Genomic DNA, 17,396 nt, shown 5'->3' with positions numbered 1-17,396 from the left:
ACTTGCTATTATTGAAACACCTGTTTCTAACCAAACTAAAAGAGCTGCCGAAGAAACTGATTAAAACACAAGTAAACTAGATAGCATACCAAGCCTAAAAAGAAACAAGCTTACTCAAGATTCAACAGAAAACAACAGCAAATAAACACTTGAAGTAAACACTAATAAAAAATTATACATCAGTTATTTAAAAAATAAATTAATTTATTAAACACAAAAATAGATCGTCTTTTGGAAGATGAAATTGAACAAGAAGCCGAGCAAAAAGTGGAACGAATGAAGCAAGATACTGACACACTTGTGGTAGAAAAAACAAATGAAATAGACCACCTGCATGAAGCTTTTTTAGCTCGTAAAGAAAAATACGGAAGTTACTTTGAGTAAATTTATTTCGCTAACAATAGTGTTGAACTTGAAAATAAATACACTAGTATAATTGAAAATTTAGTGGTTCAGTTAAACGAAGAACCAAAAATTGATGTTTCAATTACAGGTTTTGCCAGTAAAACAGGAAATGAAGCTTACAATCTACAACTATATATGCAACGTGCTTAAACATTGAAAAAAGATTTGATGCGGAAAGGAATTTCATCTCAACGCATATTAACCGACTATAAAGGAATTGATTACAATGCTGAAAACTTAGCCGAAGCACGTAGATTAGATATTGAATTTGTAGTAAGAAGGTAATTTATAAATTAATTTGCTCCTTCATTTTCTCTACAATTCGGGAGGCCGCTGGACAAATCGCCACGTTTTTTAGCGTTAAATGACTTATTTGTTGAAACTTTTTTCGATCTGTGTGTGGAAATTCTGCACAAGCTTTGGGGCGTACTTCATAAATTAAGCATTTATTGTCTTCACCTAAAAACGTACATGGTAAATTTTGCAAAACTAAATCGTTTTCTTCATCGGTTTGCAAATACTTGCTCTCAAAATCTTTAGGCTTCATTTTCAAAAATTTAGCAATTCTGTCAACATCTTTTTGAGTAAATAACGGGCCTGTGGTTTTACAACAATTAGCGCAAGTAAGGCAATCGATTTCTTCGAAAGTTTCATTGTGCAAATCTTGCATAAGCACATCTAAATTTTTCGGTGGTTTCTTTCGTAACTTTGCAAAAAACTTTTTGTTGGCTTTATGGTTTTGCTTTGCTTTTTCTGGTAAACTTGAGAGTAATTCTTCCATAAAGCAAAGATACAACAAGCTTTAATTGTAATAAATGAAAAATGAAAATGATGTATTTGGAAATGCTATAGCCGACTATTACGTCTCTCCAAATTCAACAAAAATTATCGTAAAGTCGCCTGATTTTGAAGATGATGAAATTCCAGTTTCCTATTTATTTAGAAGTTTTAATGAAATGCTTGAAATCGAGCAAAGAGCGCTTCAATTGTGTAATGGAAAAACACTAGATGTAGGTTGTGGAGCTGGCGCTCATAGTTTGTATTTACAGCAGCAAAACATTCCTGTTAGCGCTATAGATACTTCACCTAAAGCCATTGAAACTTGTAAATTACAAGGTTTAAAAAATGCTGAAGTAAAGGATTTTTTTAAATTAAAAAAACAAAAATACAATACGCTTCTCTTTTTAATGAATGGTATTGGCATTGTTGGAAAGTTAGAAAACATGCATTCATTTTTCGATCAAATTAAGTTGCTTTTAAAACCTAAAGGTCAAGTTTTATTAGATTCTTCAGATTTAATTTATCTTTACGAAGGAACCGAAGAAGATGCTAAAAACAGTCCGTTTTATTATGGCGAAATACAATACCAAATTCAGTATAAACAGTTTAAATCTACCGAATTTGATTGGTTGTATATCGATTTCAATTCATTGGCATTTTTTGCAGAATTACATGGTTTTTCTGCCGAAAAAATATGGGATGGACCGCATTACGAATACCTTGCTAAATTAACTTTACAAGCATAAATTATGGAAATTGAGTATAGTTTAAATGAAATTGAAAAAGTGGCACAACATTGCATCGAAAATGCAAAGCATAAAAGCCTATTGTTTTATGCAGAAATGGGGGTTGGCAAAACTACTTTGATAAAAAAAATTGTAAAACTTTTAGGAAGTAAAGATGAAGTAAGCAGCCCAACATTTTCAATTGTAAACGAATATGAATCTACTGGTTTTTCGATTTATCATTTTGATTTTTACCGAATTAACCACGAAGAAGAAGTCTACGATATAGGCTTTGAAGATTATTTTTATCAGGCTAAAGATTGGCAGTTCATGGAATGGCCAGAGTTAATTCCTAATCTTCTCCCAGAAGCCTATACCAAAATAGAAATTGAATTATTAGCCAACGGAAACCGGAAGCTAAAACTCACAAATTCTAATTAAAGTTTGTAAAGCTTAAAATTTCCCTTAAATTTAGACTTTGTATTGAAAATTAATAAATGAATAAGCCTACTACTCCGTTTTCTAAAAGTGAATTGTTACCACAAGAAGAAACTTTAGAAATTGAGCGCATGAAAGGTGAACTTTTTATCGGTTTGCCTAAAGAAACAGCCTATCAAGAAAAGCGAGTTTGCTTAACACCTGATTCGGTTAGTGCCTTAACTGCCAATGGTCATCGTGTTTTAATTGAAAGTGGCGCAGGATTACATGCCAATTTTACCGATAAAGAATTTAGTGAAGCTGGAGCAGAAGTTACTAGAGAAACTGCAAAAGTATTTTCTTGCCCTATGATTTTAAAGGTTTCACCACCTACGGTTGAAGAAATAAAACTAATTAATCCAAGATCGATATTAATTTCAACCTTACAACTTAAAACCCGTTCTAAAAGTTACTTTCAGCTGTTAAGTGAAAAACGAATTACAGCTTTAGCTTTTGAATTTATAAAAGATCCCTTTGGAAGTTATCCAGCAGTTGAAGCCTTAAGCGAAATTGCAGGACAGTCTTCGGTTTTAATTGCATCGGAATTAATGGCGAATACATCTAATGGAAATGGTTTAATGTTTGGTAATATTAGCGGTGTTCCACCAACAGAAGTGGTTATTATTGGTGCTGGAACAGTGGGTTATTTTGCTGCAAAATCTGCTTTAGGATTAGGAGCAAATGTGAAGGTTTTTGATAGCTCCATTACCAAATTACGAAAAATACAACGCGATTTACAAGCCCATATTTACACCTCTACCCTACAACCTAAAAACTTAATTAAATCGCTTAAAAGAGCAGATGTATTAATCGGTGCTGTTCGTGGTAAAAATAGATCACCGATTATTATTACAGAAAATATGGTCGAAAAAATGAAAAACAATTCAGTTATTATTGATGTAAGTATCGATATGGGCGGTTGTGTTGAAACTTCAGAGATTACCACACACGATAATCCTACGCAAACTAAGCATGGTGTTATTCATTATGGTGTACCCAATATTCCTTCGCGGTATGCGCGTTCTGCTTCCATTTCTATAAGTAATATATTTACACCCTATTTGCTTCATATTGGCGAAGAAGGTGGTTTAGAAAACACATTGCGATTTGATTCTGGTTTGCGCAATGGTCTGTATTGCTACCACGGAGTAAGCAGCAATAAATCTGTTGCGGATTGGTTTGGTTTATCGTTTCGCGATCCTAATTTATTGATATTTTAAAGCCGTTTAGATTAACTTGTTAAGCGAATTCCTATTTTTACACAAAATTTACTATGAAATTTATTCAACGTTTTGCTTATTACTCCATCGGTTTAGGTATCGGTATTGTTTTTTTACTATTTTTCTTATCTGGAAAAAAAACATCTTGCGATTATGGACTAGATGCACGAGTTAAAAAAAATATACGCATAAAAAAACGTGAAATTACTAAAGAAGCTGAATTGCAATTTAAAGTGCTTCAAATTGATACGGCGAGTATATCTTCAATTTTAGCCAACGGTAATGTAGATTTCAAAAAAAGTGATACCAAATTAGACTCTTGTAAAATGTATTATATTCAAGGAAAATATGAGCATCAAGAATTGGCTATGCTTTTTGAAAATTGCGATTCCGTTGCCCGTGTACAAGAAGTTTCTTTAATAAATTAATAGCTTCCTCAATACATGTAAGCACTACTTCATTTATTGAAGCAATAGAAGTTACCAAATTAAATCAAGTTTATATTATTCTAAGCAAAATTCTAAGTAAAAAATGTGTTTACGATTTGTTTTTAGGCTTATACATTACAATAATCTGAATAATAATTGCCAAAAAAACAAGTACGTAAATTTCAATTTGAGTATACAATTCTATGGTATCTATAGCTCGTTTGCTTATAGACATTTGTCGGCTTCCTTCAATAAGTTGAATTTTAGATAAATTATTTAAGTTGGCTTTTATGCTCTGTAAGTAATGAAGCACAGTAGATTTATTTCTATCAAAAATTGAATGCTTTTCTTCAATAGTAATTAAAGATTGAAGGTTTTGTTTTAAATCATTGAAAATAATAACTTCTTCGGTAGTTAATTTAGTTTTTTCAAATTTTGATATTAATTCGTCTAAGTTTTCGTTTACTTTAAGATTCTCATTTTTAAAATAAATAGAATCTTTCGAAGTCATGGCTAGTTCTTTCTTGTGTATGTTTTTCAACATCTCAAAGACCATATCATCTGCAATGAGTCTATCTTCATAAATAGTAATCACAGAATCTCGAACACTTAGAAAATTGTTTTTATCAATAAGATTTGTAGTAATAATTAAGATAAAAATCATTAAAATCCCTAAAATCCATTTTAATTTATCGTAGAATGCCATAGCGGTCAATTTAAAGTATTTTCAAATATACGAAAACGGTGTACAAGACATCTTATTAAAACAACAACAGACCGTTAAAACAATATTTTCAAAAAAAAAGCAGAATTAGCTATGGCATTGTTTTAAAAACAAATTTATTTTACTGCTTTTCGAAAATTGTAATTTTAAAAAAGCTTAATTATTTAAAAAGCCAGTACTACACAAATGTAAATTCGTGTAGTACTGGCTGAATAATAGTAATAAGAAGAATGAACTACTTTAAAAACGGGTTCACTTTCTCTTTAATTTCATCTACAATACTAGGATCTAGTAAGGTAGAAACATCTCCAATCTGGCTTGATTCATTCGATGATATTTTACGCATAATTCTACGCATAATTTTTCCACTTCGTGTTTTAGGTAAACCCGATACAAAGTGAATTCGGTCTAATTTAGCAATAGGTCCAATTTTACTTGAAATTAAAGCGTTTATCTCTTTGCTTAAATTTTCTTGGTTACGATCGTCATTTTTTAAGATAATGAAGCCCGCTAAAGCATTTCCTTTTACATCGTGGGGAAATCCAATAATAGCTGATTCTGCCACCGCTGGATGTTCGTTGATGGCATCTTCAATTGGTGCGGTGCCTAAATTATGACCCGAAACAATAATTACATCGTCTACTCTACCAGTAATTCTATAATAACCTACTTCATCTCGTAGAGCGCCATCGCCAGTAAAATACATATTCTTAAAGGCAGAAAAATAGGTATCTTTGTAGCGTTGGTGGTTTCCATAAACTGTTCTTGCCATACTTGGCCAAGGGTATTTTATACACAATCTACCATCGCTGCTGTTTCCTTCAATTTCATTTCCTTTTTCGTCCATTAAAGCAGGTTGAATTCCTGGTAAAGGTAAGGTTGCATAAGTAGGTTTTGTAGGGGTTACAAACGGAATTGGCGAAATCATAATTCCACCCGTTTCGGTTTGCCACCATGTGTCTACAATGGGACACTTCTTTTTACCGATGTTTTCGTTGTACCAGTTCCAAGCTTCTTCGTTGATAGGTTCACCTACGCTTCCCAAAACTTTTAAAGAAGATAAATCGTATTTATTCACAAACTCAATATCTTGTTTAGCTAGCGCACGAATTGCTGTTGGAGCGGTGTAAAATTGGTTCACTTTGTACTTTTCTACCACTTCCCAAAAACGTCCAAAATCTGGATACGAAGGCACGCCTTCAAACATTAAAGTAGTTGCTCCATTTAACAATGGTCCGTAAACAATATAAGAATGACCAGTAATCCAGCCAATATCTGCCGTACACCAATACACGTCTTCTTCTTTGTATTGAAAAACATTTTTGAATGAAAATGCAGAATAAACCATATAACCAGCCGTGGTATGAACCATTCCTTTTGGTGTTCCTGTAGAACCAGAAGTATACAAAATAAACAACATATCTTCAGCATCCATTACCTCAGCTTCACATTGGTCGTCTACTTTTTTCAATTCGTCATGTAACCAAACATCTCTACCTTCTTGTATATTAATTTTAGCGAAAGTTCTTTTAACAACTAAAACACTTTCGATTGAAGGTGTTATCGTTAAAGCTTCATCCACAATAGCTTTTAAATCGATAGATTTAGCGCCACGATACGAACCATCTGAAGTGATTAACATTTTACAATCTGAATCGTTAATTCGTGAAGCTAGAGCTGTAGCTGAAAATCCAGCAAAAACTACAGAATGTACTGCTCCTATTCTAGCACATGCCAAAGTAGCAACCGCTAATTCAGGAATCATAGGTAAATAAATACAAACGCGATCGCCTTTTCCTACACCTTTGCTTTTTAAAACATTAGCCATTTTATTAACTCGCTTGGCTAGTTCGGCATAACTTATTTTCTGAGCTTCTTCTTCAGGATTATTAGGCTCCCAAATAATAGCTGTTTTGTTTGCTCTTGTTTTTAAATGCCGATCGATGGCATTTTCTGTAATATTTAATTTTGCACCTTCAAACCAAGTAAATTTGGCTTCTTCTGGATTCCAATCCATTACTTTATCCCATTTTTTCTTCCAAACAAAATTGCGCTCGGCTATAGTGTTCCAAAAGTTTTCAGGGTCGTTTTGCGATATACGATACACATCCATGTATTTGGCCAAAGAATCGATATTATAATAACTTTTAGTAAGCGCTTTTAGAGATTGAGAAACAATGTTTTTATCGTTTTTAAAAGCTCCTACTTGGGCTTCGTTAAAGCTCTCGATAATTTCACTAATTACCATGGGTTCTGCAATGGTAGATGGAATACTATAGGTTTTACCATCTACAATTTTGCGAAGTGTTCGACGAAGTGTTTTTCCACTTCTAGTTTTCGGCAGACGTTTAACCATTACAACCGTTTTTAAACTCGCAACAGCTCCAACAGAATCCCGAACTCTTTGTACAATTTCAGTTTCTAATTTATAGGTTTCGTATGCTTCTTCGCCAATTTTTGGAACCACAATGGCCATGGGAACCTGTCCTTTTAAGTCATCTTCCATTCCAATAACTGCACATTCGGCCACTGCAGGATGCAGGGCAACTACTTCTTCTAAAGCAGCAGTAGAAAGTCGATGACCTGAAACATTAATTACATCGTCGATTCTTCCTGTTATAAATACATAACCATCTTCATCTATATAACCACCATCACCCGAGAAATAATACCCTGGAAATTTACTAAGGTATCCATTTTTATAGCGTTCATGGTTTTGCCACAAAGTTTGCATAAATCCTGGTGGTAAAGGCAATTTAGAACACAAATAACCTTCTTGTCCAACTGGTAAAACTTCCCCATCTGCTGAGAGAATTTGTAAGTCGTATCCTGGAACGGGTTTACCAGAAGAACCTATTTTAACAGGTTGTGGATCTGTTCCCATAAAATTTGCTGCAATAGACCAACCTGATTCGGTTTGCCACCAATGGTCAATTACAGGAATGCCTAATTTTTCTTGTGCCCATTTCATAGTAGCTTCGTCGCAACGCTCGCCAGCTAAGAATTGATATTTTAGAGAAGAGATATCATGTTTCTTAATAAATTCGCCTTTAGGATCTTCTCTTTTAATAGCTCTAAAAGCAGTTGGAGCTGTAAACATTACATTAACTTTATGGTCTTCAATAACGCGCCAAAAAGCTCCTGCATCTGGAGTTTTTACAGGTTTTCCTTCATAAATTACTGTTGCATTTCTGTGAATTAGCGGTGCGTAAACGATATAGCTGTGCCCTACAACCCAACCCACATCAGATGCTGCCCAAAATGTATCGCCGGGTTTGGTTCCATAAATATGTTCCATAGAATATTTTAAGCCAACAGCATAACCGCCTGTATCGCGAACTACTCCTTTTGGTTTCCCTGTAGTTCCTGAAGTATATAAAATATAGGATGGGTCTGATGATTTTAAGGCAATTGCTTCAACAGGATTAGATTTTTCAAGTAGTTTTACATAATCTACATCGTAGGCTTTTTCTTCAAACTCTGCTCCTAGTTTTCGATTAAAAACAACTACATGTTCTACTTCATGATTCGATTTTTCAATTGCTTCATCGATCATGGGTTTGTAAGGAATTAGTCTATCGAGTTCAATTCCTGAAGTTGCAGTAATAATTACTTTGGGTTTAGCATCTTCAATTCGCATAGCCAATTCGTCTGGAGCAAAACCACCAAAAACAACCGAATGTATTGCTCCTATTCGCGTACAAGCCAACATGCTAAATAGTGCTTGCGATATCATTGGCATATAAATAATTACCCGATCGCCTTTTTCTACACCTAAATCGCGTAAACCACCGGCTAATTTGGCTACTTTTTCATGAACTTGCTTATACGTATATTTAATTTGTTTTTGACGAACAGCTGAGTCGTATATTACAGCAATTTCGTCGCCAAATCCATCTTCAATATGTTGATCGATGCACAAATAACTCAAGTTGGTTTCACCATCAGGAAACCAATGGTAAACTCCTTCATCAGTTTGAGATAAGGCCGTTTTTGGATCTTTAAACCACTTGATGTTTTTTGACTGACTTAACCAGAATTCTTCTGGGTGAGTTAAACTTTTTTCGTAGGCTTCTTTATACTTCATAATTATATGTTTTTAGTGTTTAGTTGTTAGTCAGTAGTTATTAGTTATTAGTTATTAGTTATTAGTTAGTAGTTAGTAGTTAGTAGTTGGTATTAATCTGTTATTCTCATATCTAAAATCTTAATTCTCAATTCTTAATTCTCACATCTTAATTCACCAAAATCTGATTTTCAATTTCTTGTATTAATTTTTTCATAGAAAAAGGTTTAGTTAAATAAGCGTTTGCGCCTTTATCTATTCCTTTTTGTATATCTTTTTCTTTGTTTTTTGCACTTAGAAATATCACTTTAGTTTCCTGTAAATCGGAATTAAATTTTACATATTCAAGTACTTCAAAACCATCTACTTTTGGCATCATAATATCTAAAACAAGAACATCTGGCTTTTTCTCTTTGGCAATATGTATGGCTTCTTCTCCATCGCGAGCTATGAATACTTCAAAATTGTTTTTTTTTAATGTATATTCCAAAGCCATTAAAATATTGGGCTCATCATCGACTATTAATATCTTCTTCATCGGCTTGTTTTTTTAGGAAATTCAATATGTATACTTGCTCCTTGTTTTAAATTCGCTTTTGCGGAAATGTTTCCGTTGTGCAATTCAATAATCTTTTTACAAATGGCTAAACCAAATCCACTGCCTTTTTGTTTCTTTAAATTCTGGTTTTTCGATTGATAGAATTTTTTGAAAATATGTGGTAAATCTTCATTTGGAATTCCCTTGCCATTATCGGAAACTTCACAAATTATATTTTCTTTTTTTGAAGTAATTTGAAGCTGGATTATACCTGTTTCACTATTTACAAACTTCAAGGCATTAGAAAGTAAATTAGTTAAAACCTGCATCATTTTATCATGATCATATTCAGCTTCAATTGAAGTATATTCAGTTTTTAATTGAAGAGAAACTTTCTTTTTATCGGCTATATTCTGAACACCTTGAATAGCTTTTGTAACTGTTTTAACAAAATTATTATTAGCCAGGTTTAAGTTATCTCTTCCTGAAGCCAACTTCTCTAAATCTAATATATCGTTGATTAATACAGCAAGGCGTTCCGTATCGTTTAAAATATTTTCTATAAACTGTTTACGTAATTGAAAAGGCATATCTTCTCCATCGGCTAAAACTTCGCTACTAGCTTGTATAGAAGTTACTGGCGTTTTCAGTTCGTGTGCTACGGTATCTAAAAAATCGTCTTTTAATTGGTCTTGTATCTTTAATTCTTCATTGGCTTGTTGAAGCTTCTGTGTTAACTGTATGAGTTTTTCAGATTGAGCTGCTAAAGATTTATTAGTAGAAATCGTTTCTTTATTTTCTTCTAAAATTTGAAGCACTTCAACTAAGGAAACAGGTTTCTCTTTGGCTACATTTCCAATTAAGATTTTAGCAGAAGCACTTCCCACCGCACCCGTAAGTAAACGTTCTGCAAAATTGATAAAACGGGCATCTGCTAACTTTTCGTCTGGTTTAACTGCGTAACGTTTTCTGAAAATACGCAAAGCTTTTTCAGCTCTTTGTTCGCCTATAAACCGAATAAGCAATTGCTGAATATCGGAAACATAGGCTTCTCCTTTCCATACAAAAGCTGTTTCTCGCATGGCTACTACTTGTTCGCTATTCACAAACATTTCACCATAATTGCGCTCACGGTAATTTCCTTTAAAAGAAACTGAAATTGAAGCATATAAAAAGGTATTTACCAATAAACTCCAAAACAATGCATGTGTTGTTGGGTTAAGCGCATCAAGACCAAATAATTGGTAAGGTCGTAGAAATTCAATTCCCCATGGTCCAAGATTTTCGAAACTGGGATTATTAAAAATAACACTTGCAAAAAATGGTAGCACGTAGGAATACAGACAAATAAAAAGTCCTGCTATAATTCCTGCTTTTGTTCCTAAGGATGAGCCCCGATTCCAATACATTCCTAAAAAGAAACTTGGAGCTAATTGAACTATTATTAAGAATGAAATTAAGCCAATAGAAAACAATGAAACATCAGGATCGAAAAACAAGTAAAGTAAATAGGCAATTAAAATTAAACTAAAAATGCTAAAACGACGTATGTTTTTAATGTACTTCTCGTTTTTAACCGATTGATTTTTATTGAATTTTTTTATAAATCCATACGGTATAATTAAGTTGTTACTCAACATAGTAGAAAGTGCTAAAGTTGAAACTACTACCATAGAAATTACAGCAGAAAATCCGCCAAGAAAGACTAAAACTGCTAACCAATTTTGCCCTGTATGCAAAGGAATTAATAAACTAAAATAATCTGGATTTACCGTTTTATTGCCTAATAATAGCATTCCGCCCCATGCAATAAAAATTACAAATACATTAAAAAGTAAAAGGTATAAAGGAAAAACCCATATGGCTTTTTTTAGTTGACTCCGATCTGAAAATTCAACAACACTCACTTGAAACTGTCTTGGTAATAAAAAAATGGCTAGAAAAGAAAGTACAATTGTAAAATACCAATTTAAGCCACCAGAAATTCCACCAACACTACTTAATGCTGCTAAATTAAATTCTTCATTAGCCTGATTATAAATATCCTGTGTGCCATCAAAAACAAAAAAACTAACGTAAACTCCTACTATTAAAAAGAAAACAAGTTTCAATATAGATTCGAATGCAACCGAAAAAAGCACTCCTTTTCTTCTTTTAGATGCATCTAAACTTAAAGTCCCGAAGAAGGATGCGAACACAGCAAGAATTACAGCAATATAAAATGTAGAATCTGAAAAAATAAATCCTTCTGAAAAACCAGTATCGTATAAGGTTATAATTTGAAAAGTTTCAGAAATAGCTTTTAGTTGCAATGAAATATATGGAATTACACTAATTGCACAAACTAAAGTAACTAAAGCTCCAACCGAACGATTATTTCCATACCTTAAAGAAATAAAATCAGCTATACTAGAAACATTATACAATTTAGAAAGTTGAATAATTTTTCGCATTACTACCACCCAAAGTGGCGCAGCAATTACAGGCCCCAAATAGATAGCTAGAAATTCTACTCCAGAGCGAGCTGCAATTCCTACACTTCCATAGTACGTCCAAGCCGAACAATACACTGCAAGCGATAAAGCATAAACATAAGGCGAATTGACCCATTTGTTTTGTTTATTGCGTTCTGCCCAATAAGCTATTAAAAACAAAAAGCTCAAGTATAAAAGGATAATTGTAAGTATAAACCAATTACTCATAAAAGCGTTTAATAATGATATAACTAAACAATACCGCCAATAGCCAGGTTATGAATACAAATGCGTAAAAGCTAGGAAAACCAAAAACGGAACTACTCCCATCAAAAATAAGAATGAATGGGATATTGAATAAAACCAATAAACCCAATGCAATAATTACCAATTTTTGTTGATGCCTTTTCTTCATATAAAGTTAATTCCTAAATATACTGATTTATCTTTTAATAAAGAATTCTGTTTCTCTAGATGAAAAACAGAATTCTATGATTAATAAATTAGTTAGTGTCCTGTGGCTTCTCCAGCTCCACTTGGAATTCGGATATTTTCTACCACATCTTGAACATCTTCTGGTGGTGCGGGTGTAAACTTACTTACAACAACAGAAACAATAAAATTAATTACCATGGCTACGGCTCCAAAACCTTCTGGAGATATTCCAAACCACCAATCTGCTTCGGTACCACCACCAAATAAATCGAATTTAAATTTCAGCATGTAAAACAACATCAAAACAATACCAACCACCATTCCTGCGATTGCTCCTTGTTTGTTCATTCGTTTATTAAAAATTCCTAATACAATAGCTGGAAAAAATGAAGCTGCTGCTAAACCAAAGGCCAATGCGACGACTGCTGCAACAAACCCTGGTGGATTAATACCAAAATATCCAGCAACTACAACCGCTACAGTTGCAGATAAACGCGCTGCAATTAATTCGCCTTTATCACTTATTTTAGGATTGATTATTTTTTTAATTAAATCGTGTGAAACCGACGAAGAAATTACCAATAATAATCCTGCAGCTGTAGAAAGTGCTGCTGCCAAACAACCTGCAGCTACTAAAGCAATTACCCAATTAGGCAGTTTTGCAATTTCAGGATTAGCCATCACCATGATGTCTCTATCTACATACAATTCGTTTAAGTTATCTGAAGGGTTTGAAGTAAGACGTTGTCCTACTTGACCACGTTCTTTTTCAATAAACATTGGTGCATTTTTGTTTCCTTCAAAAGCTTTTCCACCACCTTTGTTTGGTCCTAAATATTGTATTTTACCATCGTTATTTTTATCTGTCCAGCCAATTAAACCGAGTTCTTCCCAATTGTGAAACCATTCTGGCATCTCTTCGTAATTTGCCTGATTTACTGTTTCCATTAAATTTACTTTTGCAAATACAGAAACTGCAGGAGCAGTAATGTAAAGTAAAGCTATAAACAACAAAGCATAACCAGCAGATTTACGAGCATCTTTTACTTTTTTTACAGTAAAAAAGCGAACAATTACGTGTGGTAATCCAGCTGTTCCTACCATTAAAGCTAAAGTAATAGCAATAACATCTTGCATGCTCTTAGAACCATCAGTATATTTTGCAAAGCCTAATTCCTGACTTAAACCATCTAGACGATCCATTAAATATACATCTGGATTGCTTGCCAGTGTATCTCCCATTCCTAACATGGGGATTGGATTATTCGTCATTTGAATTGAAATGAAAATCGCAGGTACCATAAAGGCAAATATCAATACACAATATTGAGCAACTTGTGTATATGTAATTCCCTTCATTCCGCCTAAAACCGCATAAAATAGAACAATGAACATTCCTATATACACGCCTGTATTTATTTCTACTTCCAAAAAGCGGGAAAAAACCACTCCCACTCCACGCATTTGTCCTGCGATGTATGTAAATGAAATAATTAAAGCACAGAAAACAGCAACAATACGTGCAGTTTTAGAATAATACCGATCTCCAATAAAATCGGGTACTGTAAATTTTCCAAATTTACGCAGATAAGGCGCTAACATTAAAGCTAGAAGTACGTATCCACCTGTCCAACCCATTAAATAAACCGAACCATCATATCCCATAAATGAAATGATACCTGCCATAGAGATAAAAGATGCGGCAGACATCCAGTCAGCTGCTGTTGCCATTCCGTTTGCTATTGGGCCAACTCCTCCTCCAGCTACGTAAAAATCTTTAGTAGATCCCGCTCTACTCCAAATGGCAATACCGATGTAAAGAGCAAATGTAGCTCCTACTATAATATATGTTAATACTTGTGCACTCATTTTAATTTGTTTTTAGTGAAGATTACTCGTCGTAACCATATTTTTTATCTAATTTGTTCATTAATCTTACGTATACAAAAATGAGTATCACGAAGGTGTAAATCGCTCCTTGTTGAGCAAACCAAAATCCGAGTCTAAAGCCACCAAGGCGAATTTCATTTAAAGCATCTTTAAATAGAATTCCTGCTCCATAAGAAACTAAAAACCATATACTTAATAAAATCACTAAGTATTTTACATTTTCACGCCAATAGGCTTTTGCGTTTTCGTCTGTTTTTTTCATTGTTTAATTATTTAGTGTTTAATGATTGATTATAGGAATATCATAGCTTGAACGGTTAGTAAACCTCTTGCATCGGCATTCCCGATTTTTTCATTAGAATATTCTATGGTAAATTTTGAATGGTGACCTGTAAGAAATATATTCCCTCCCACACCTATTCTAGATGCATTATCATTAATAGCATCTATACTTCTGTTGTTGTAAGATAAATAAGGTTGAAATCTGGTTTTAGTTTTATCGCCTGGTAAAAGATAACCTACATGTGTGTAGACCATATTTCCTGTGGCATAAGGTCCAAAATCATAATTCTCACCATAGTCGTTAGTTTGGTATTGAGCATAAGCAGTTATTGCATCATTATTACCACTTAAAGGAGCATCATAAAACGCATCTACAGAAAAGATACTCACATTTGCACCTTTTCCACTTGTTTCAACAACACCATCTGGATGCAAGAAGAATCCAGCACCAACATTAAACACTTTTTTACTACCTAAGTAAGTACCCACTTTGTAAGGTAAAAAATTAGATTCTTGATCAAAAAAATTGAAATCAAAATAGCCTTGATATACTTTGCCTGCATCAGCAGAACCAAGCAATCTTCTTCCACCATAAACACTAACTCCATCTTCCAACGGGTTACGATTATCTAAGGTACTTGAGTTTGCTTCATTTACCGCTACACGATATTGAAGCTTGCCAAATTTTCCTTTTAAATACAATCCAATATGTCTGGCAAACTGATCTGAAAGTCCAATCGTCGACCAAGATTGACGATTGTTGTCTAGAGTTAGCATATTTAATGTACTTTGATTATTGGCTCGGGAAATACCATTCCAATAATGCAATCCGATTCCAGCTGAATGCAAATCATTCAACTGCCATTCTCCCCAAAAGTCATGAAAAAATAATTGTGAGCTCTCTCCTTTACCGGTTGGAGAAATATTATCTGCATTCAAACTATTTAGACCAAAGTGAGTAAGGATAAGAAACTTCTTATTTAATTGAACGTAGGTAAGTAATCTGGCACGTCGAACACTAAAATCAAGATTACTATCCATTTCAGGAGCATTTTCGTCATACTGAGCCCAAAACTGTCCCCATGCAATTGTTCGAAAATACTTGGTACCATCTTCGTTTAATTTTATCTTGTAACCGCCTGTATATTCTGTAATACCTTGAGCATAATTTTGGCTTGAACATACAAAAGCCAAAATAAAAATTAATAAAGAAAATTGTTTCATGTGATATTTGATTTATAACGAAAACGTTTGAATTATCGAAATCAAATATCTAGTGAGAATATTGTTAAATAAAATAGAATATATATATTCGTTAATTTAATATATATCATTCTTTGAATCGTTCCCATTTAATAACCATATATTTATCACCCAACTCAGTAACAATCATACCTGCTCCTTTTGTATTTTCTGGTTTAGAAAAATAGATAGACAATTCAGATTGGTTCAAAATTTTATATGTAGGATGGTAATCGGTGTTTTGCACTTTATGAATATTATATTTCCGTACCCAATTCATAACACTTACATGAGAAACCCCAATAATCCGTTCAATTTCTCGATAGGTTAAACCTTCTAAATACAATTGAAGCGCTTTAGTAACATAATACTGATCAATTTTTTTACCAATTTTATTTACGGTAAAATTATAGTTGCAGTTTTTACATTTATAGCGTTGACGCTTATTGATAATACCACTTTTTACGAGTTGAGAAGATTGACATTGTGGGCAATAATTCATATATATTATTTTAGCATAACTATATTAATTTAGCAAATATAGTTAAAAAAATAAATAGTATTGAATCGAAAGTCAAAGTAAGCAATGAATCGAATAGCCATTATTACTGTTACTTCATATTACTTTGCCTAATTATGTTTAAATAAAGTATCTATTTAATTATCTTTAAATTTAAAATATAAAACATGAAAACTATTCGCATAGCTTTAGATTGGACTCCAAATATCAATCACATTGGAATTATTATGGCTAAAGAGCTAGGATTTTACACCGATTTAGGCATTGACCTTGAAATCTTGAATCCTATCACTGATGATTATAAAGTAACTCCAGGTAAAAAATTAGAGTTGGATATAGCTGATTTTGCCATCGCTCCATTTGAAACGGTAATTAGTTTAAACAATAAGAAAAATAAGGTAGACGCCATTGCAGTTTATGCTATTTTACAAGAAGACATTAGTAGTATAGCTTCGCTAAAAACTTCTAATATTAAAAGCCCACAGTTCTTAGATGGCAAAACTTACGCATCTTATAAAGCTAGATATGAAGATCATATTGTCAAAAAAATGATAATGAATGATGGTGGCAATGGCGATATGAAAATTGTTTATCCTAAAAAATTAGGAATATGGAATACACTTTTAGAAGGGAAAGCTGATGCTACTTGGATTTTTAATAATTGGGAAGGTATTGAAGCAAAAAGTAAAGGAATAGATCTCACTACATTTTCTATGGATAACTATGGTATTCCTTATGGTTATTCGCCCATAATTCTTTCAAAAAAATCACGTATTCAAAGTAATGAAAATGAATATAAGAATTTTATAAAAGCAACTAAAAAGGCTTATTTACATGCAATAGAACATCAACTAGATGCGGTTACAATTTTAAACAAATATCTTACCGACTATGACAAAACTAATATAGATGTTTTAGCAGCTTTAAATGCAACAACAAAATATTTTGGGGATAAACAATCCTGTGGTTATATGAAAGATGAAAGAGTTAATTTATTTTTACAATGGTTAGTTGATAATAAATTAGAAAACAGTGAAATTTTAAAACAAGAATTGTTTACAAATAAATTGATTTAGCAATTTCATTATTTATAAGTCAAGTAATTCTGATGAATTGTATTTCCTATAAAGAAGCTATTTAATTTTACTTAAAGCTTTTCGTAATTTGAATTTAAAATACTGCATTAAAAA

General features: G+C 32.9%; 16 protein-coding genes. 7 read left to right on the top strand and 9 right to left on the bottom strand.

Annotated elements, in window-relative coordinates:
• The first annotated feature begins 231 nt into the window (after window positions 1-231).
• Window positions 232-384: a hypothetical protein gene (locus IEV63_RS03500; protein WP_188405371.1), complete on the top strand. Its 153-nt coding sequence runs from the start codon at window positions 232-234 to the stop codon at window positions 382-384.
• Window positions 385-555 carry an OmpA family protein gene (locus IEV63_RS13065; RefSeq protein ID WP_188405395.1) on the top strand — a complete coding sequence of 57 codons (171 nt, stop codon included), beginning with the start codon at window positions 385-387 and terminating at the stop codon, window positions 553-555.
• 136 nt (window positions 556-691) lie between these two features.
• Here IEV63_RS13065 and IEV63_RS03490 read toward each other — a convergent pair whose 3' ends face one another.
• Window positions 692-1,186: a YkgJ family cysteine cluster protein gene (locus tag IEV63_RS03490; protein ID WP_188405370.1), complete on the bottom strand. Its 495-nt coding sequence runs from the start codon at window positions 1,184-1,186 to the stop codon at window positions 692-694.
• 34 nt (window positions 1,187-1,220) lie between these two features.
• Between IEV63_RS03490 and IEV63_RS03485 the strand changes: the two genes are divergently transcribed.
• From IEV63_RS03485 to IEV63_RS03470, 4 genes are read left to right on the top strand one after another with little or no spacing between them, the layout of a single operon-like run.
• The gene (locus tag IEV63_RS03485) at window positions 1,221-1,931 is read left to right on the top strand and encodes a class I SAM-dependent methyltransferase (RefSeq protein WP_188405369.1); all 711 of its coding nucleotides are present in this window, start codon (window positions 1,221-1,223) and stop codon (window positions 1,929-1,931) included.
• A 3-nt stretch (window positions 1,932-1,934) separates the two neighbouring features.
• A complete protein-coding gene (gene tsaE / locus IEV63_RS03480; protein WP_188405368.1) occupies window positions 1,935-2,351 on the top strand; it encodes a tRNA (adenosine(37)-N6)-threonylcarbamoyltransferase complex ATPase subunit type 1 TsaE in 417 nt (138 codons plus the stop codon).
• A gap of 56 nt (window positions 2,352-2,407) precedes the next feature.
• A complete protein-coding gene (locus IEV63_RS03475; RefSeq protein ID WP_188405367.1) occupies window positions 2,408-3,607 on the top strand; it encodes an alanine dehydrogenase in 1,200 nt (399 codons plus the stop codon).
• 53 nt (window positions 3,608-3,660) lie between these two features.
• Window positions 3,661-4,035: a DUF4258 domain-containing protein gene (locus tag IEV63_RS03470; protein WP_188405366.1), complete on the top strand. Its 375-nt coding sequence runs from the start codon at window positions 3,661-3,663 to the stop codon at window positions 4,033-4,035.
• A gap of 109 nt (window positions 4,036-4,144) precedes the next feature.
• On the opposite strand, the gene IEV63_RS03465 is transcribed toward IEV63_RS03470, so the two are convergent.
• From IEV63_RS03465 to IEV63_RS03430, 8 genes are all read right to left on the bottom strand, one after another.
• Window positions 4,145-4,741: an MCP four helix bundle domain-containing protein gene (locus IEV63_RS03465; protein ID WP_188405365.1), complete on the bottom strand. Its 597-nt coding sequence runs from the start codon at window positions 4,739-4,741 to the stop codon at window positions 4,145-4,147.
• Between the two features lie 253 nt (window positions 4,742-4,994).
• Complete coding sequence (gene acs, locus IEV63_RS03460) at window positions 4,995-8,846, bottom strand: acetate--CoA ligase (RefSeq protein ID WP_188405364.1); 3,852 nt, start codon at window positions 8,844-8,846, stop codon at window positions 4,995-4,997.
• A gap of 148 nt (window positions 8,847-8,994) precedes the next feature.
• Entirely contained in the window at window positions 8,995-9,363 is a 369-nt protein-coding gene (locus IEV63_RS03455) for a response regulator transcription factor (RefSeq protein ID WP_188405363.1), read from the bottom strand.
• Window positions 9,360-12,065 carry a sensor histidine kinase gene (locus tag IEV63_RS03450; RefSeq protein ID WP_188405362.1) on the bottom strand — a complete coding sequence of 902 codons (2,706 nt, stop codon included), beginning with the start codon at window positions 12,063-12,065 and terminating at the stop codon, window positions 9,360-9,362. Before IEV63_RS03450 ends, IEV63_RS03455 begins: the two co-directional genes overlap by 4 nt.
• 279 nt (window positions 12,066-12,344) lie before the next feature.
• Window positions 12,345-14,141, bottom strand: a complete 1,797-nt coding sequence (locus IEV63_RS03445) for a sodium:solute symporter family protein (protein WP_188405361.1) — start codon at window positions 14,139-14,141, stop codon at window positions 12,345-12,347.
• Between the two features lie 22 nt (window positions 14,142-14,163).
• Entirely contained in the window at window positions 14,164-14,424 is a 261-nt protein-coding gene (locus IEV63_RS03440; RefSeq protein WP_188405360.1) for a DUF4212 domain-containing protein, read from the bottom strand.
• A gap of 29 nt (window positions 14,425-14,453) precedes the next feature.
• The gene (locus IEV63_RS03435) at window positions 14,454-15,668 is read right to left on the bottom strand and encodes a hypothetical protein (RefSeq protein ID WP_188405359.1); all 1,215 of its coding nucleotides are present in this window, start codon (window positions 15,666-15,668) and stop codon (window positions 14,454-14,456) included.
• Window positions 15,669-15,774: 106 nt separating this feature from the next.
• Window positions 15,775-16,188 carry an IS1/IS1595 family N-terminal zinc-binding domain-containing protein gene (locus tag IEV63_RS03430; protein WP_188405358.1) on the bottom strand — a complete coding sequence of 138 codons (414 nt, stop codon included), beginning with the start codon at window positions 16,186-16,188 and terminating at the stop codon, window positions 15,775-15,777.
• Between the two features lie 185 nt (window positions 16,189-16,373).
• Between IEV63_RS03430 and IEV63_RS03425 the strand changes: the two genes are divergently transcribed.
• Window positions 16,374-17,282: an ABC transporter substrate-binding protein gene (locus IEV63_RS03425; protein WP_188405357.1), complete on the top strand. Its 909-nt coding sequence runs from the start codon at window positions 16,374-16,376 to the stop codon at window positions 17,280-17,282.
• The last annotated feature ends 114 nt before the right edge of the window (window positions 17,283-17,396 follow it).

The sequence above is a fragment of the Psychroflexus salis genome (assembly GCF_014640175.1).
GTDB lineage: Bacteria > Bacteroidota > Bacteroidia > Flavobacteriales > Flavobacteriaceae > Psychroflexus > Psychroflexus salis.
This window is presented reverse-complemented; position numbering and strand designations above follow the sequence as displayed.

What these genes read in the sequence shown, in the direction of transcription:
- IEV63_RS03490 (WP_188405370.1), bottom strand. Translation starts at nt 1,186, where the DNA reads ATGGAAGAATTACTCTCAAGTTTACCAGAAAAAGCAAAGCAAAACCAT.
- IEV63_RS03485 (WP_188405369.1), top strand. Translation starts at nt 1,221, where the DNA reads ATGAAAAATGAAAATGATGTATTTGGAAATGCTATAGCCGACTATTAC.
- tsaE (WP_188405368.1), top strand. Translation starts at nt 1,935, where the DNA reads ATGGAAATTGAGTATAGTTTAAATGAAATTGAAAAAGTGGCACAACAT.
- IEV63_RS03475 (WP_188405367.1), top strand. Translation starts at nt 2,408, where the DNA reads ATGAATAAGCCTACTACTCCGTTTTCTAAAAGTGAATTGTTACCACAA.
- IEV63_RS03470 (WP_188405366.1), top strand. Translation starts at nt 3,661, where the DNA reads ATGAAATTTATTCAACGTTTTGCTTATTACTCCATCGGTTTAGGTATC.
- IEV63_RS03465 (WP_188405365.1), bottom strand. Translation starts at nt 4,741, where the DNA reads ATGGCATTCTACGATAAATTAAAATGGATTTTAGGGATTTTAATGATT.
- acs (WP_188405364.1), bottom strand. Translation starts at nt 8,846, where the DNA reads ATGAAGTATAAAGAAGCCTACGAAAAAAGTTTAACTCACCCAGAAGAA.
- IEV63_RS03455 (WP_188405363.1), bottom strand. Translation starts at nt 9,363, where the DNA reads ATGAAGAAGATATTAATAGTCGATGATGAGCCCAATATTTTAATGGCT.
- IEV63_RS03450 (WP_188405362.1), bottom strand. Translation starts at nt 12,065, where the DNA reads ATGAGTAATTGGTTTATACTTACAATTATCCTTTTATACTTGAGCTTT.
- IEV63_RS03445 (WP_188405361.1), bottom strand. Translation starts at nt 14,141, where the DNA reads ATGAGTGCACAAGTATTAACATATATTATAGTAGGAGCTACATTTGCT.
- IEV63_RS03440 (WP_188405360.1), bottom strand. Translation starts at nt 14,424, where the DNA reads ATGAAAAAAACAGACGAAAACGCAAAAGCCTATTGGCGTGAAAATGTA.
- IEV63_RS03435 (WP_188405359.1), bottom strand. Translation starts at nt 15,668, where the DNA reads ATGAAACAATTTTCTTTATTAATTTTTATTTTGGCTTTTGTATGTTCA.
- IEV63_RS03430 (WP_188405358.1), bottom strand. Translation starts at nt 16,188, where the DNA reads ATGAATTATTGCCCACAATGTCAATCTTCTCAACTCGTAAAAAGTGGT.
- IEV63_RS03425 (WP_188405357.1), top strand. Translation starts at nt 16,374, where the DNA reads ATGAAAACTATTCGCATAGCTTTAGATTGGACTCCAAATATCAATCAC.